The sequence below is a fragment of the Phenylobacterium sp. genome, assembly GCF_004299445.1.
Taxonomy (GTDB): Bacteria; Pseudomonadota; Alphaproteobacteria; order Caulobacterales; family Caulobacteraceae; genus Phenylobacterium.
Genome location: NZ_SCTC01000065.1, coordinates 45762 through 61965, shown reverse-complemented (window position 1 = coordinate 61965; position 16204 = coordinate 45762). Strand labels below are relative to the sequence as shown.

Annotated in this window: 10 protein-coding genes; 1 reads left to right on the top strand and 9 read right to left on the bottom strand. The window is 68.4% G+C overall.

The window, feature by feature from the left end; all coding sequences use genetic code 11:
* On the top strand, positions 1 to 2691 hold a 2691-nt coding region (locus tag EPN98_RS17885), incomplete at its 5' end, for a helicase C-terminal domain-containing protein (RefSeq protein WP_293364279.1).
* Between the two features lie 12 nt (positions 2692 to 2703).
* Here the strand turns inward: EPN98_RS17885 and EPN98_RS17880 are convergent.
* The 9 genes from EPN98_RS17880 to EPN98_RS17840 form a co-directional block, all read right to left on the bottom strand.
* A complete protein-coding gene (locus tag EPN98_RS17880) occupies positions 2704 to 4002 on the bottom strand; it encodes an HWE histidine kinase domain-containing protein (protein WP_293364278.1) in 1299 nt (432 codons plus the stop codon).
* A 166-nt stretch (positions 4003 to 4168) separates the two neighbouring features.
* A complete protein-coding gene (locus tag EPN98_RS17875; protein ID WP_293364277.1) occupies positions 4169 to 4426 on the bottom strand; it encodes an EF-hand domain-containing protein in 258 nt (85 codons plus the stop codon).
* 73 nt (positions 4427 to 4499) lie between these two features.
* Positions 4500 to 5432 (bottom strand): prephenate/arogenate dehydrogenase family protein, encoded by a 933-nt coding sequence (locus tag EPN98_RS17870; protein WP_293364276.1) that lies wholly within the window; start codon positions 5430 to 5432, stop codon positions 4500 to 4502.
* 3 nt (positions 5433 to 5435) lie between these two features.
* The gene (locus tag EPN98_RS17865; RefSeq protein WP_293364275.1) at positions 5436 to 6569 is read right to left on the bottom strand and encodes a histidinol-phosphate transaminase; all 1134 of its coding nucleotides are present in this window, start codon (positions 6567 to 6569) and stop codon (positions 5436 to 5438) included.
* 34 nt (positions 6570 to 6603) lie between these two features.
* Complete coding sequence (locus tag EPN98_RS17860; protein ID WP_293364274.1) at positions 6604 to 7407, bottom strand: chorismate mutase; 804 nt, start codon at positions 7405 to 7407, stop codon at positions 6604 to 6606.
* Between the two features lie 96 nt (positions 7408 to 7503).
* On the bottom strand, positions 7504 to 8610 hold the full coding sequence (locus EPN98_RS17855) for a response regulator (RefSeq protein ID WP_293364273.1): 1107 nt from the start codon (positions 8608 to 8610) through the stop codon (positions 7504 to 7506).
* Positions 8611 to 8791: 181 nt separating this feature from the next.
* Positions 8792 to 11284 carry a TonB-dependent receptor gene (locus EPN98_RS17850; protein WP_293364272.1) on the bottom strand — a complete coding sequence of 831 codons (2493 nt, stop codon included), beginning with the start codon at positions 11282 to 11284 and terminating at the stop codon, positions 8792 to 8794.
* Between the two features lie 317 nt (positions 11285 to 11601).
* The gene (locus EPN98_RS17845) at positions 11602 to 12954 is read right to left on the bottom strand and encodes a sulfatase (protein WP_293364271.1); all 1353 of its coding nucleotides are present in this window, start codon (positions 12952 to 12954) and stop codon (positions 11602 to 11604) included.
* Between the two features lie 189 nt (positions 12955 to 13143).
* Positions 13144 to 16005, bottom strand: coding sequence for a TonB-dependent receptor (locus EPN98_RS17840; RefSeq protein ID WP_293364270.1), 2862 nt, complete (start codon positions 16003 to 16005; stop codon positions 13144 to 13146).
* Between the last annotated feature and the right edge of the window lie 199 nt (positions 16006 to 16204).

The following is a 16204-nucleotide window of genomic DNA, read 5'->3' as shown; positions in this document are numbered from 1 at the left end:
GACGCCCGCGACCTCCTTCTCTCCGCCCCCGTCCTCGTCGCCCACGCCTCGCTCACCGCGCGCCGCCTCGGCCTCAACGCCCCGCCGCGCACGCCCCGCATCTTCGACGTGCTGGAGCTGTTCGCCTTCGCGCGGCCCGCCCAGTTCGCCGCCCCCAGCGCCGTGGGCCTGGCCCAGTCGCTGAACCTGCCCATCCCCCGCACGCCCGAGGACCAGGCCGCGACGCTGCAGCTCGCCGCCCGGACGCTGCTGTCCGAACTCGCCGCCGCGCCCACGCCCTCCCGGGAAGAAGCCCTCGCCGTCGCCGAGACCCTGGCGCGGGGCGGGTGGCCCTGGGGCTCGGCGGTGATCGGCGCCCTGCGCTCGGCGCCGGCGGGCAACCAGTTCCGCTCATCCGGCCTCGACATCTGGCAGCGCCTCACCGAGTGGGAGGCCGAGGCGCCGCCCGGCGAGCCCGGCTCGAAGCCCGTGGCGGCCGGCGCGGCGGCCGACCGGCTGCGCGCGCTGCTGGCCAGCGCCGGCCACACCGAGGTGCGCGAGGCCCAGGCCGACTACGCCGCCGAGAGCGCCTTCGTCTTCCAGCCGCGCGACCGCGAGGGCGAGCCCAACATGATGCTGGCCGAGGCGGGCACCGGCGTGGGCAAGACGCTGGGCTATCTGGCGCCCGCCTCGCTGTGGTCGGAGGCCAACGGGCCGGCCGTCTGGGTCTCGACCTATACGCGGGCGCTGCAGCGCCAGATCGAGCGCGAGAGCCGCGCCATCTGGCCCGACGAGACGGTGCGCGCCAAGAAGGCCGTCGTGCGCAAGGGCCGCGAGAACTACCTGTGCCTGCTGAACTTCCAGGACCAGGTGAACGCGGCGAACCTGGGCGGCGCCGATCTCGTGGGGCTGGCCCTGACCGCCCGCTGGGCGCGGGCCAGCCGCGACGGCGACATGACCGGCGGCGACTTTCCGGCCTGGCTGCCGACGCTGTTCTCGGTGGGGGCGACGGGGGCGGCGTCGGCGGCCAACCTGGTGGACCGGCGCGGCGAGTGCGTGCACGCCGGCTGCGCCCACTACCGTTCGTGCTTCGTGGAGAAGGCGATCCGGGGCTCGCGCCGCGCCGACATCGTCATCGCCAACCACGCCCTGGTGATGAGCCAGGCGGCGTTCGACGGGGCGCGGGCGGCGCGCGGCAGCAAGGGCGACACCGAGACCACCCAGCTGCGCCGGATCGTGTTCGACGAGGGCCACCACCTGTTCGACGCGGCCGACAGCGCGTTTTCCGCCGCGCTGTCGGGGCAGGAGGCGGCCGAGATGCGCCGCTGGATCCGCGGGCCCGAGGGGCGTGGCCGGCGGGGGCGGGGGCTGGAAGCTCGCCTGTCCGACATGCTGGGCGACCGGGAGGAGGCGCGCCGCGCGCTGGACGAGGCGATCCGCGGGGCCTCGGCGCTGCCGGGCGAGGGGTGGAGCGGCCGCATCGCGCCGCCCAACGGCGAGGTGGGTCCGGTGGGGCCGATCGAGGCCTTCCTGGTGGCGGTGATCGAGCAGCTGCGGGCCCGCGCGGCGCCCTCGGACGTGGGCATGGAATGCGCCGCGCGCCCGGCGCTGGACCTGGTGCGCGAGACCGCCCGCGAGGCCGCCGCCGCCCTGGCCCGCGTCGAGGCGCCGTTGCTGGCCCTGGTCCGCGCGCTGGAGGACGTCCTGGACGTCGACGCCGAGGTCCTCTCCGGCTCCGAGCGTGCACGCATAGAGGGCGCCCTGCGAGGACTCGACCGTAGGGCGAGGATGCAGCTCCCGGCCTGGCGCTCGATGCTGGCCGCCATCGATGAGAACGCCGAGGACGACCCCGACTTCGTCGACTGGTTCGACGCCAACTTCATGTTCGGCCGCGTGGTCGACGCCGCCTGCCGCCGCCACTGGGTCGATCCCACCGAGCCGTTGACCAACGCCGTCCTGGCGCCGGCGCACGGGGTGCTGGTCACCTCGGCCACCCTGGCCGACCCGACGCTGGACGACCCCTTCGCCCTGGCCGAGATGCGCACCGGCGCCGCCCGCCTGCCCGAGCGGCCCAAGACGCTGAAGCTGGCCTCGCCCTTCGACTACGCCGCCCACGCCCGCTGCCTGGTGGTCACCGACGTCAGCCGGGACGACCCGCGCCAGATCGGGGCGGCGATGCGCGAGCTGTTCCTGGCGGCCGGCGGCGGCGGGCTGGGCCTGTTCACCGCCATCCGCCGGCTGCGGGCCGTGCACGAGCGGATCGCCGCGCCACTGGCCGACAAGGGCCTGGCCCTCTACGCCCAGCATGTCGACCCGCTGGAGGTGGGCGCGCTGGTGGACATCTTCCGCGCCGAGGAGGACGCCTGCCTGCTGGGCACCGACGCCATCCGCGACGGCGTGGACGTGCCGGGCCGCTCGCTACGGCTGCTGGTCTTCGACCGCATCCCCTGGCCTCGGCCCGACATACTGCACAAGGCGCGCCGCGCCCGCTTCGGGAACAAGAGCTACGACGACGCCATCGCCCGCGCCCGCATCGCCCAGGCCTTCGGCCGCCTGATCCGGAGAGCCGACGACAAGGGCTGCTTCGTCATGCTGGACGCCAGCTCGCCCACCCGCCTGTTCTCCAGCCTGCCGCATGGGGTGGAGCTGCAGCGCGTGACCCTGGTCGAGGCGATTGAACAGGTAGGCGAGTTCCTGACCCCGCCCGCTTAGGCGACCGGCGGATCACGCTTCGTTCAGCGTCGCTTCCATCGTGCAGACCAGCCCCTCGGGACGGAAATTCAACTGCACCGCGCCCTGCAGTTCCTCCGCGAGTCCGCGCCTCAGCAGGCGGCCCCCGAAACCGAACCGCTCGGGCGGCGTTACCGGGGGCCCGCCGGTCTCGGTCCAGGTGAGGCGCAGGTGCTTTCCCGATCGCGTCCAACGCACCGCCACGCGGCCGGCCGTCGTGGACAGCGCGCCGTACTTCGACGCGTTGGTCGCCAGCTCGTGCAGGGCCAGACCGAGGGCCACGGCCGTCTTCGGCTCCAGATTGACGGAGGGGCCGTCGGCGCTGAACCGCGTCCCGCCGTCTTCGTAGGGCGCGGTCGCGACGGCGACCATCTGGGCGATCGTCGCCGACTCCCAGCTCCGCTCCGTCAGTACATTGTGCGCCGCCGAGAGCGCTGCTAGCCGCCCTTCGAAGGCCTCCCATGCCTCCTGCGGCAGGCCGTCCCCGCGGAGCGATTGTCGCGCCATCGCCTGAACGATGGCGAGCGTGTTCTTCACGCGATGGTTCAGCTCGTTCAGCAGCAGTCGCTGGTGCGTCTCCGCAGTCTTGCGCTGTGTGATATCGATGTTCGTTCCAACGACCCGCGCGACCTTGCCTTCCGCGCCGTAGAGAAGCCGCGCAGCGCCCTCGAGCGAGCGGATCGCGCCGTCCGGCCGCCTGACGCGGTACTCGTAAGCGGCGGTCGCTGCGCCGGAGGCCATGATATTGCGCATCGTAGAGTCCAGCACGGCTAGGTCCTCGTCTGGTATCATCGCGCGGAGCATCTCGACCGTGCCGCCGAGCGTTCCGGGGTCCAGCCCCAGAAGCGCCGCCATCTCCGGGTTCCACATCACGCTTGCGCTTGAGGATTCCCAGTCGAAGATTCCCATGCGGTGCGCGCTGACGGCCAGATCCAGCCGTTGCTGGTTCAGGAGTGCAGCCTCTTCGGCCTTGCTCAGCGCGGTAATGTCGTGCGTCGAGACGCCGATCGCCCCATCAGGCAGGGGCGCGATGCGGATTTCCACCATGCGGCCCGGCCGCATGTTGGACGGCTGGGTCAGGCGCGTCGATCTGCGCTCGGCCATGACCGCCTCAAGTGCGCGGGCATAAGGCGTCTCGCGGCTGCGCCCGAAGAGCTGCCAGAAATCGCGCCCCAGCACGCTCTCCCGATCCACGCCGAAGAACGCTTCCGCGGCCGTGTTGAAGAGCACCACCCGCCAGCCTTGATCGATCGCGAAGTATGCGTCGCTGACATTGTCCAGCACGGCCGCCAACCGCGCGTCCGCCGCGAGATCGGGTCGACGCTTCTTCATGGGAACCCCGTGCAGACGGCTGGCGGTTCATCGCCGTACTAGGGGATTCTCACCGACCCTCGGTCGATGATCCAGAGCAATTCGGACGGTCGAAGGCCAATCGACCCGACCCTTCCGAGACTGGCGCTCAGCCGCCCCGCTGGCGCATTGCGGCCATCGCGGCTTCGAGTTCCGCGGCGGTGACCTTGCCGTCCTTGTTGGCGTCGACCGCGTCGAAGCGCTCTGCGGGCCGTCCCGCGGCGGTCCACTCGGCCTTGTCGACGGCGCCGTCGCCGTTCTTGTCCCAGTTCTTGATGATATCGGCCGGGGCCGGCATCTGGGCCGAGGCGGCGCCCGCGGCGGCCAGGGCGACCGCGGCGACCGCCGCGAACATGATCTTGCGCATCTCGAATCCTCCCACGATCAGGCTGCGAGTGAGCCGGTCACGTATTGCGTCGATATTGCCCGATTGTGGCGGATCAGTGCTTGCCGCGGTCCCGGCCGAAATTCGGCTCGGCGCTTTCCTGGCCCATGGCCACGATGCCGCGTCGGATCTCGCGGGTTCGGCTGAACAGCTCGAACAGCTTGTCGCCCTCGCCCCAGCGGATGGCGCGGGAGAGGGCCTGCAGGTCCTCGGTGAACCGGCCCAGCACCTCAAGCACGGCGTCCTTGTTGGTGAGGAACACGTCGCGCCACATGGTGGGATCGGACGCCGCGATGCGGGTGAAGTCGCGGAAGCCACCCGCCGAGTACTTCATCACCTCGGCCTCGGCCACGCCCTCCAGGTCGGCGGCTGTGCCGACAATGTTGTAGGCGATCAGGTGGGGCAGGTGACTGGTGATGGCGAGCACGAGGTCGTGGTGCCGTGCGTCCATCTCTTCGACGCGTGCGCCGATCGCGGTCCACAGCAGCGCCAGCCGCGCGACCGCCTCCCGATAGGGCCCATCGTCCCGGGCGAGGGGGGTGAGGATGGTCCAGCGGTTCTGGAACAACTCCGCGAACCCCGCGTCGGGCCCCGATTGCTCGGTGCCGGCGATCGGGTGGCCCGGCACGACGAACACGCTGTCGGGGCAGGCGGCGGCCAGGGCGTCTGCGACATGACCCTTCACCGAGCCGACGTCAGTCACCGTCGCGCCCGGCATCAGGCCCGGCGCCGCCGCGCGGGCTGCCGCCTCCATCGACATCACCGGAACGGCGAAGACCACCAGGTCGGCGTCCCGTACAGCGTCGGCGGCGTCCGCAGTGACCCGGTCGGCGAGTCCCAGCGCCTCGATCCGCTCGCGGGCGGCGGCGGACGTCTCGGCGATCACGATCTCGCCCGCGGCGCCGGCCTCGCGGACGGCCCGGACCAACGACGACCCGATCAGGCCGCAGCCGATGACGGCCATCCGCGCATAGACCGGCGTCCGCATCTGTCAGCCCTTCACAAACTCGGCGAGCGCCTCGACGACGGCGCGGTTGTGCTCGTCGAGCCCGATGGTGACGCGCAGGTGGTCGGGCAGTCCGTAGTTGAGCACCCGGCGGGTCAGCAGACCCCGGCGGCTCAGGAAGTCGTCCGCGTCGGCCGCCGTCTTGCCCGGCGTCTTGGGGAAGCCCACCAGCACGAAGTTGGTGGCCGACGGTCCTACGACCTCAAGGCCCAGGCCGCCGATCTGTTGGGCCAGGAAGGCCCGCCACCGCTCGACGTGCTCGATTGAGCGCTTCTGGAAGTCCTCGTCCGCCAGCGCGGCGACGGCCGCGTGCTGTCCGGCGATCGAGGTGTTGAAGGGCAGGCGGATGCGGTCGACCGCGGTCGCGATCTCGGGCGGCGCGTATCCCCAGCCCACCCGCAAGGCGGCAAGCCCGTGCAGCTTGGAGAAGGTGTGGGTGACGACGACGTTGTCCGTGCCTCGGGCGAAGTCGAGACCGTCCTGGAACGCAGGGTCGGTAGCGAACTCGGAATAGGCGCCATCCAGCACCAGCACGACGCTGGGAGGCAGCGCTGCGTGCAGGCGCAGCACTTCGGAAAACGGGATCCAGGTGCCGGTCGGGTTGCCCGGGTTCGCGAGGAAGATGAGGCGGGTTCGATCGTCGACCACCTTCAGGATTTCGTCGACGTCGATGCGGTAGCCCGGCTCCTTCGCCAGCTTCACCTCGGCCTGGCAGGCTCGGGCGCCTATGGCGAAGGCCGCGAAGCCGTATTCGCCCTGCACGATGTTGTCGCCCGGCTCCAGGAACGTCTGGTTCAGCAGCGCGAACACCTCGTCCGAGCCACAGCCGAAGATCAGCCGCTCAGGCTCCAGCCGGAACCGCTCGGCGATGGCGGTCCGCAGGATCGTGGTGCGGCTGTCGGGATACATCTGCAGATCACCGGTGTGGGCCAGATAGGCGGCGCGCGCGTGCTCGCTTGAGCCCAGGATGTTCTCGTTGGCCGACAGCTTGACCGGGTTCTCCACGCCTTCGGCTTGGGCCTTGCCCGGCACATAGGCATGAATGTCCATGATCCCGGGCTTGGGGAGCGGGCGCTTGGCGCCGGCGCGGTCGAGGGAGGTATCGCGGCTGTCGGGCATGGTCAGATCGTTACAATTGAAACCAATCGCACCATTACACGTCGAGCGGCGCCGGCGCAGCCCCGATTATGCCCGACAGACGCCCTGGCGCCCGGGCGAGGCGCTGATCGTTGCGCTGATAAAAGCCGGCCAGCATGAAGAGCTTCAGCCCGTTGGCCTCGACGACTAGGTCGGCAGCCACGCCGTCGCGGCTCAGGGCGTCTTCGACGGCGCCGGCGGGGCCGGCCGCGTCCGTCACCCAATAGGTACGGTCGTTTCCGGTAGGCTCGACTTCGACGGCCGCCATCGCCAGAGCCGACATCGGCCCCCAGGCGGCGAGGCAGGGCAGGGCGGCGAACACCTTCACCTCGGGCTCGGCCAGGAGACGGCCCCACCAGGCGTTGTCGGGGGTGATGGCGCAGACCGCCACGCCGCCTTGGGTCCGGGCCTGGGCGATGGCGTCCTCGGGCTTGGCGAACTGGCGCAACGGGGGTGCGGCGCCAAAGCGGTGGCGGGCCAGCTCGACCGCGCGGCCCGGGTCCTTGCCGCCCCAGACGCTGATGTGGAACGGACCCTGTCCCGCCAGGCTGTCGCCGATCAGTTCGCGCCAGATGCGCACGATCAGCGAAGGGCTGGCGGCCTTACGCTCGCTCCCGATCAGCCGCCGCAGGATCTGAGCCTCGCGCGCCGGGCGCAGCGCGAACTTGTCGCCGTCGCCGGCGGCTTTCTTGGCCTGGGCCACCACGCGGGCCAGCGACGCGCGCTCGTCGACAAGGCGCAGGAGCTCGGTGTCCAGCGCATCGATGCGCTGGCGCACGGCCTCCAGGGACGGCGTCGGATCCGTCTTCGCCTCGGACATAAATCTCCCCCGAAACAGGAGCCTGCGACCTAGGGGATTGCGGGCAGGGGCGCAATAGGCCCCGACGCCGCAAAAAAGTTGCAGTTGTAACGGGACTTAGGCGGCGGCTGCGGACGAGCCGGGATCCAGCGCCTGCTGCAGCGCCTGAAGCAGGTGCTCGGGCTTCATCGGCTTCTCGACCACGCCGTTCATGCCGGCGGCGAGGTAGCCCTCGGCGTCGTCGGGATCGGCGTTGGCGGTCAGCGCAATGATCGGAACAGCGCCCAGGCGACCGGGCAGGGCGCGGATGGCGCGGGTGGCGGCCACCCCGTCCATCCGCGGCATGCGGATGTCCATGAGGATCAGGTCGAAGCGACCCGTCTGGGCGGCTTCCACAGCCTCCTCGCCGTCCTCGGCCGACTCGCTGGTGCAGTCGAACATCTCGACCAGCGACTGGGCGACCATGCGGTTGGTGGCGTTGTCGTCGACCACGAGGATGTGGGCGGCGCGGCCGGTGTCTTCGGCGGGCGCTGCGGCCTCTTCGACAACCGGCGAGAGATCGATCTCAAAGGAAACAGTCTCGGAAGCGCCGGCGTTGGCTTCCTTGCGCAGCCGGCCATTCATCCCGGACAGGACGTGGCGGGCCAGCATGGCGCCCAGCGCCACCTCCAGGCCCAGGCGCTCGGCGATGTTGCGAATTCGGCTTTCGATGTCCTGGCTGTCCCAGCCTGTGTCGCGCGGGCCGCGCACGCGGCCTTCCAGGCGCACGCCGTCGGGTCCGGTTTCGACCGACAAGCCCACCTCGATCGCGCCGCGGGCCTGGGCGGCCACGGCTTCGCCGATGAAGCCGTCGAAGATCTGCAGGAGACGGTTGCGGTCGGCGATCGCCGAGACGTCAGGCTCGCCGTCGAAGGAGACCAATAGGGTTACGCCGCTGGCGGCGGCGCGCGGCTGCCAGCGCTCCTGAATCTCGTCCATGATCTCGCGCAGGACAACGGGTCCGAGGTCGGGCGTGAGGCCCTGCCTGACCACCGCCTTCAGATCGCGCCCCGCATCGACCATCCGGCTCACGCCCTCGGCCGCAGACCTGACCCCAGCGACGCACGCCTCGCCGTCCGCTGTCAGTCGCTGGCGGGCAAGCTGTTCGGTGAGCGCGAGCACGCCATCCATCTGCTGACGGATTTCGGCTGCAACGCGGTCTGCAAGGAACTCAGGCAGGGACATGACGCCGATACTCAGGAAACCTCAGGTACCCATTCTGTGGGCTAGCACTTGAGCAGAGGTTAAGTCCGGCGAGATTTACGCGGGTGTCAAAAACGCGCGGGCGGATAGAAAGACGGCGGCGGACCTGGGTCCGCCGCCGCAGTGGTGGCTCTTAGGGAGGAAAGCGCCACTAAACAGGACGTTAGAAGCGGTACTGCAGCTCCACGCCGTAGGTGCGGGGCTGGATCAGGCCGCGCGTGATCGCCGTGCGGGTCTGGGTGATGTTCGGCGCCGAGCCCGAGCCGGGGACGTCGAAGATGGCCGTCGGCGTGGTCGAACCGTTCGACGTGAAGCCCTTCTGGTCGAAGGCGTTCTTGACGTAGCCGATGATGGTGAAGCGGTCGTCTGCGTCGTTCCACAGGGCGCGGAAGTCGGTGACGTCATAGCCCTTCACCTTGTTCGCGGCGCTCTTGAACGGCTGGTAGTAGGTCTCGTCCGTCCAGGTGAACGTCGCCGACAGGATCAGCGAGCCGGGGTCGAACTCGAAGGTGTAGTTCGCGTTGCCGGCGAACTTGTGCTTCGGCGACTGGTAGATGCGCGAGCCTTCCAGGGTCTGGAACACGAGACGGGTGCCATTCGAGACGACGAAGCCGCCCGAGGGGGTCACGTTCGGGTCCAGCGCGCCCGGGTCCGCCGGGTCATAGAAGCAGCAGCCCTTGGTGATCTCGGTGTGCAGGTAGCCGTAGCTGGCCGACAGGTCGAGGTTGTCGATCGGCTTCCAGATGGCTTCCAGCTCAAGGCCGTAGGCCTCGGCTTCGACGTTGACGAAGTTGTTCGCCGCCGCCGTGCCGGCCGCGTTCAGCTGCGACAGATTCAGCTGCAGATCGGTGTAGTCATTGTAGAAGGCCGCGGCGTTGATCTGGAAGCGGCGCGCGATGGTCTTCTTCAGGCCCAGCTCGAAAGCGTCGACCTGTTCCTCGTCGGCTTGCGGATCGGGCGCCAGAGTGCCCAGCAGGAAGCCCCCCGACTTGTAGCCGCGGCTGTACTTCGCGTAGGCCAGGGTGTCGGCGTCCGGGGTCCAGTCCAGGTTCAGCACGCCGGTAACGGCGTCCCAGCTGTCCTTCAGCGCGCGGAAGTTCTGCACGCCGGGGGTCGTGGGATCCATGTCGCTGGACACGTCGAAGGCGAAGGCGCCGCCCGCGATGCCCGGCGACTGGATGATCAGCCGCTGGAACTCGGTGCCGCTCTTCTTGTCCTTCGTGTAGCGAAGGCCCGCCGTCAGGGCGAGTTGGTCGTTGAACGCGTAGGTGGCCTGGCCGAACACGGCGTAGGCCTTGGAGTTCAGGGTCGCCTGGTTGTCGACGTAATTGCGCAGGGGGTTCGGCGCGGCCGGCGTGCCGGCGAGCGTCAGCGGGTTGGCCAGGGCGGCCTGGTTCGGGTTCCCCAGCTGGATGCGCTGACGATACTCTTCCTCGTATTGGTAGACGCCGAGGATCCAGCGCAGCGGGCCGTCGCCGTTCGAGGTCAGGTTGATCTCGTTCGAGTAGTAGCGCTTGTGCTCGTTGAAATCCGTCGTCTGGGTCGGGAAGTAGAGCTGGCCGGCCAGGATGCCGGGGATGCCCGCAGTGCGGCTGGTGCCGTCGTTGTCGCCGCCGGTCTGATAATTGTACTGCTGGAACCCGCCGATGTACTTCAGGTCGGCGAAGCCCAGGTCGTAGGTCACCGTCGTGGTCAGCACGTGGTTGCCGCGCAGCTGGCCGTAGCCGTCGGTGTTGGTGTTCTGCACGTACGGGTCGGTGACGCCGGGGTTCGGCGTCGTGTAGCCGAACTGCGGGTTGACCTGCAGCGAGCCGATCAGGCCGAACACGCGGGTAGTGTCGTAGGGCGTGGTCAGGTTGGCGAGGCGGTCGCCGACGCCCAGGGTGTCGTCCCAGCTCGAGCGGTTGTAGCGGACGAAGATGTCCAGCTTCTCGGTCGGCTCGGCCTCGACCTGAAATTCGAAGTAGGTGCGCTTGATCTTGGCGCCTTCGTTCGCGCCGCCGATGTTCTTGATGAAGCCGTCGCGCTGGTGGTCCTGGCTGCCGCCCACCTTGAAGCGGAGGTTGTCGGCGACGGGCAGGGAGACCACGCCCTCGAGCTTGGTGCGGTCGTAGTTGCCGTAGCCGGCGCGGATCTCGCCGCCGAACTCCTTGGAGGGGCGCTTGGACACCTGGTTGATCGCCCCGCCGATGGCGTTGCGGCCGTACAGGGTGCCCTGCGGACCGCGCAGGATCTCGGTGCGTTCGATGAAGAGCGGGGTCTTGAACAGCTCGGACGACGAGGCGGAATAGAAGCCGTCCGAGTATGAGGCCACGCCCGGATCGTTGCCGATATAGAAGGTGTTGCGGCCAGCGCCGCGGAGCGACACGCGGTCGGTGCCCGAGTAGTTCATGCCGGGAGTGAAGTTCACGAAGTCCTGGATGCCGGTGATGCCGGCGATGTCGCGACGTTCCGAGGTGAAGGCCGACACGGCGACTGGGACGTCCTGCAGCGACTGCTCGCGCTTCTCGGCGGTGACCACCAGCTCTTCGATCTCGAAGGTTTCGTCAGCCGCGGCCGTGGCCTGGGCCAAGGCCGGCTGGGCGGCGGCGGTGAGGGCGGCGGCGGAGACGCCGGCGATCAGGAACGCCCGCACGGGCGCGGTTCTGCGAGACATGGAAATCCTCCCGAGCGCGCGTGCGGGATCGCCGCCGGCCTCGTCATTTGCCTAGTTTTCGGAGCGGGCGCGGGGAGGCGCCCGGGGCGCGGACCCTCAAGCTGGGTCGCGGCCGGCGTCAACTCACCAGTGATAAGTTAGAGCCTTTTGTCTTCGCCTTTTTTCAGAGTGTGGCGAAAAGACCGCATTTTCGAAACGTCAGATCAAAACCGAACAACGGTCGCCGATTCCTTGCAGGGCAAGGGATGGCGTAACGGCGAAATCCCACAGTGTTCATACCAAGTCATCAAAGCGCACGATCGTGCGCCAGATTCCCCCTATCTCGGAGGGGTCGGGGCGGCGGCTTTGGCGGCGACGCCCATAGGTTCGTACAGCGCCTGCGCCCGCTTGAGCCGGGCTGTCATTTCCGCCACGACGCCCGGGTTCGCGGAGGCCAGGTTGTAGGCCTCGGACGGGTCGGCCGAGATGTCGAAGAGAAGATCGCCTCGCGAACCCAGCGGCACGTTGAAGCCGCGGTAGTAGGCGCGGGCTACGTATTTCCACCGCTGGGTGCGGATCGCGGCGACCTGCTCGTTGTTGAACAGCACCAGCTCCTCGTGCGGCGAGGGCGCGCGGCGACGAGTAAGCACCTGGGTGAGGTCGCGGCCGTCCAGTTCGACATTCGCAGGGAGAGGCTTTCCCGCGGCGGTGAGCAGGGTGGGCAGAAGGTCGATGTTCATGCCGATGGCGTCGCTCGTCAGGCCCGCGGGGATGACGCCCGGCCAGCGGGCAATCAGTGGCGTCCGATAGCCACCGTCCCACCCTTGGCCGCCCTTGCGGTCGCGCAGGGGGCCTGCCGAGCCCTCGAACCAGGGGCCGTTGTCGGACGTGAAGACCACGAGCGTGTCGCGGTCGAGGCCCAACTTGCGCAGATGGGCGAAGAGCCGTCCGACCCCTGCGTCCACTTCCTCGACCACGTCGCCATAGGCAGCGGCCGGCGACCGGCCCGCATAGTCGGGGTGCGGGTCCAGGGGTATATGGGGCGCCGTCAGCGCGAGCATCAGGAAGAACGGCCTCGCCTTCTGCTCGTCGATGAAGGCCAGGCCTCGGTCGAAGAAGCGCTGGGTCAGCCGCGCCATGTCCACGTCCTCTCGGGTGAGCTCGACGCCGGGCCCTGCGGTGAACAGTCCCAGAGGCTTCATGTCGTGGCTGTAGGGCAGGCCGAAGAACAGATCGAAGCCGTGCCTCGTCGGCGGCCAGTGCGGCTCGACATGTCCCAGGTGCCACTTGCCGACCAGGGCGGTCGCGTAGTCCGGCCGCAACGCCTCGGCGATGGTGACTTCGCCCGCCGGCAGGCCGCGGCTGTCGTTGGGCTGGATCACCTCGTGAGCCAGGCCTGTGCGGATGGGGTAGCGGCCGGTCAGCAGGCCGGCGCGCGAGGGGGTGCAGATGTTGGCGCAGGCGTAGAAGTCTGTGAGCCGCGCGCCCTCCCGCGCCATGCGGTCGAGGTGCGGCGTGCGGATCAGTCGCCCGCCGTACGAGCCCAGGTCGCCATAGCCCAGATCATCGGCCAGCACGACGACGATGTTGGGCGCCCGGTGCGGGGCGGCGAACCCCGCGAGGCCTCCGGCCGCAAGCGACGCGGCGCCCCCCAGCAGCTGGCGGCGATGGGGTTGGGATAGCCCGGACATGATCTTCTCCGCTCGACGACGCGCGCATCGGGATAGGCCGGACGGCCGCCGACCCTCACAGGAATGAACTGAGCCTGGCCTCGGCGTCGAGGGGCCTCGCGCCTCGCGCCACGGGTCATCGCGAATGAAAAAGGGCCGGCGGATTGCTCCGCCGGCCCCAAAGCTTCCCTGGGAAAGGATGCGCTGGTGCTACCAGCGCTTGGTGATCGAGACGCCGTAGGTGCGGGGCTCGGTGTAGAAGACATTCCGGAACAGGCCGGAGCTGTCGTCCGTCAGATAGAAGTCGGTGATCGCCTTTTCGTTGGTGGCGTTCTTCATGAAGCCCGCCACTTCGACGCCCATCTCGTCGTTCACGACCGTGAAGGTCAGATTGACGTTGTCCCAGGCCTTGATGCGGTCCGGCTGGGTGTTCCAGATCCGGGCGTAGGTCTGGGTCTGGTGGTAGTAGTCACCGCGCAGCGTCGCGTCCCAGTCGCCGAACGTCCAGGTGTACTGGGCGCCCAGCGAGATGGTCCAATGCGGCGCGTTCGGCAGTTGCTTGCCGTCCAGGTCGACCGGAACGCCGTCGCTGACCAGACCGCCGAAGGCGTTGGTGCCTGTGGCGATCGCCCCGGTGCCCAGGATGTTGGTCCCGGCGCCGACCTGCTGGCCGGCCGCGTTCGGGACCGTGGTGCAGACCCCAAGCAGCGCGAACGGATTGTTGATGGAGTTGGAGATGGCGAGCGCCGTGGCCGCATGGGCGGTGGACACCACGCAGTTGGACGCCGCGCTGGACTTCACCAGCGTCAGCAGCGGGTTGCTGCCGGTGCGGTTGAAGGTGTCGATCGACACGGCGTCCTGGATCTCGGTGTCGAGATAGCCGATGGCCGCGTTCAGGCGGAGGCCTTCGACCGGCTGCCAGATCGACTCGAATTCGGCGCCCATGACCTTGGCGTCGATGTTCTCGTTGGTCGAAGCCCGGTTCACGATCTTCGAGATCTGGTAGCCCTTGTAGTCGTAGTAGAACCCGGTGAGGTTCAGCTGCATCGTGCCGTTGAGCAGCGTGTTCTTCATCCCGATTTCGTACGAGTTGATGAACTCGGGCTCGAAGGTCGCCGGTCCGCAGATCACGCCCGCCCCGCCGCTGCACGGCGAGTTCAGACCGCCGGCCTTATAGCCGCGCGAGTAGAAGGCGTAGATCAGGCTCTCGTCGGTGAAGCCGAGATCCGGCTTCCAGTCGAAGCCGAAGCGGCCGGTGGGCTCCTTGAACTTGACGTTCAGGATCGCCGGCGTGCCCGGCAGCGGGCCGCTGATGCCCGAACCCGGCGTGCCGAGGTTCACCGCGTGGTTCTCGACATCCTTCTCATCGACCGTGTAGCGCAGGCCCAGGGTCCATTTGAAGTTGTCGGTCATCTGGTAGTAGAATTCGCCGAACGCGGCATAGGACGTCAGGTCATACGGACCGTAGGCGTCATAATAGTTGTGGCCTGAACGGTTCGGATCCTTGTTCGGATCGATCGCCACGCAGTTGGCGCCGGTGGTGCAGTTGGGATTACCAGTGTTGAACAGGTTGTTGAGCTGGTAGAAGCCCGTCCCCGTGTTGAACATCACGTAGTAATCGCCGGTCGCCTGATAGCGCGAGAAGATGGCGCCCACGTTGTAGTTGAACGGTCCATCAAAGTCCGACTGGAACCGGATTTCGTGGCTCCACTGCTCCGTATAGCCAGACGAGATGTCGCTGGTGGTGAAGCGATTGAAGCGGCCATTCTGCGGGTCGTTGATGACGCCACCGGGGAAGAGGCCCGCGTAGATCCCCGCGAAGCCTGGAACGGCGGCGAAAGCGTTGACCGGGTTCGGCGCGGTGTTGAACGGCACGCTGGGGGTGTAGCGGTTGTAGTCCTGGCGCGTCGTCAGCTTGTAGATCGTGTAGGCTGACAGCCAGTTCAGGGTGACGTTCTCGGTCAGGTCGAACTGGGCGTTGAACTCGTAGATGTCGGTTTTGGACTTGTAGATGGGGTCGAAGGTCGACTCGATGTCCCGGATATTCGGCGTCTGCATCTTGCCGGCATAGGCGTCGCCGGTCTGGAAGCCGCCGAGGGCACCGAAGAGGCCGCCGAGGGTTGCCTGCGAGTTCACCGTGCCCAGCACGCCGGGCGTGTAGAGACCGGTCGCCTGGCAGCCCTGGCTGAACAGGCCGCGCTGGACCTGGCCGATCAGGCCGCCGGCCGCGGCCGAGTAGCCGACGCCGCCGACCGAGTTCGGGCCGGTGTCCTTGGTGCAGAACTGCTTGCCGATCCGCGAGCGGTTGTCGTCTTCCTCGAAGTGATCCCACATCACCCAGGCGCGGAACTTGTCGGTGGGCTCGAACTTCAGGGTCGCGCGCGCGCCGTACAGGTCGCGGTCGTCGGCGTCGTTGCCGGTGACCAGGTTTTCACCGAAGCCGTCGCGCTTCAGGTACGAACCCGCCAGACGCAGGGCGAACTGCTCGCCCAGCGGCAGGTTGATCATCCCGCGCGCCTTCATGGTGTTGTAGTTGCCGTACTCGGCGCGGATGTTGCCCTCGAACTGGTCGGTGGGCTTGGCGGTGATGAGGTTGACCACGCCGCCGGTCGCGTTCCGGCCGTAAAGGGTGCCCTGCGGACCGCGCAGAACTTCGACGCGCTCGACGTCGTAGAACTCGGTCTCGAACAGGTTGTTGGCGATCAGTGGGGCGTTGTTCAGGTGGATGCCGGTGCCGGCGTCGCCCGAACCCGCCACCAGCTTGGAGCCGATGCCGCGGATCTGGAAGTTATAGCCGGTGAAGTTCCCCTTGGAGAAGTTCACGTTCGGCACGGCCAGCACCAGGTTGGGGCCGCCGTCGATCTTGGATTTCTCGAGCGCGTTCTGGTCGAACGCCGACACGGCGATCGGCACGTCCTGAAGGGCTTCTTCCTTCTTCTGCGCCGTGACGACCAGTTCTTCGATCACGTTGGCGTTCGCGGTTTGCGCCAGCGCCGGCGCGGCAAACGCGGTTAGGGCCGCGGCGGAAACGCCCACAGCCAACAGGCTCCGAAGAGCTCGGGTCTCTGACATTCAAATCCTCCCAGGGCGTCCGGGCTCTTCTGTGGCCCTTGGTCGCCTATACGCCGCGAAAGCGTTGGCTGGCGAAGAGGCGGCGTGGCCCCTCGTCAGCGTGGCGAAGCTCAACCTCTCCGGGCGACCTGTCAACGCAATCCAAGGCGACGTAAGGGATTGCGGCCTGCACTGTGGCGCCCGCGACAACGAAGTTACC

Coding starts and splice junctions, on each gene's coding strand:
- EPN98_RS17875 (WP_293364277.1), bottom strand. CDS start 4,426: ATGCGCAAGATCATGTTCGCGGCGGTCGCCGCGGTCGCCCTGGCCGCC.
- EPN98_RS17870 (WP_293364276.1), bottom strand. CDS start 5,432: ATGCGGACGCCGGTCTATGCGCGGATGGCCGTCATCGGCTGCGGCCTG.
- EPN98_RS17865 (WP_293364275.1), bottom strand. CDS start 6,569: ATGCCCGACAGCCGCGATACCTCCCTCGACCGCGCCGGCGCCAAGCGC.
- EPN98_RS17860 (WP_293364274.1), bottom strand. CDS start 7,407: ATGTCCGAGGCGAAGACGGATCCGACGCCGTCCCTGGAGGCCGTGCGC.
- EPN98_RS17855 (WP_293364273.1), bottom strand. CDS start 8,610: ATGTCCCTGCCTGAGTTCCTTGCAGACCGCGTTGCAGCCGAAATCCGT.
- EPN98_RS17850 (WP_293364272.1), bottom strand. CDS start 11,284: ATGTCTCGCAGAACCGCGCCCGTGCGGGCGTTCCTGATCGCCGGCGTC.
- EPN98_RS17845 (WP_293364271.1), bottom strand. CDS start 12,954: ATGTCCGGGCTATCCCAACCCCATCGCCGCCAGCTGCTGGGGGGCGCC.
- EPN98_RS17840 (WP_293364270.1), bottom strand. CDS start 16,005: ATGTCAGAGACCCGAGCTCTTCGGAGCCTGTTGGCTGTGGGCGTTTCC.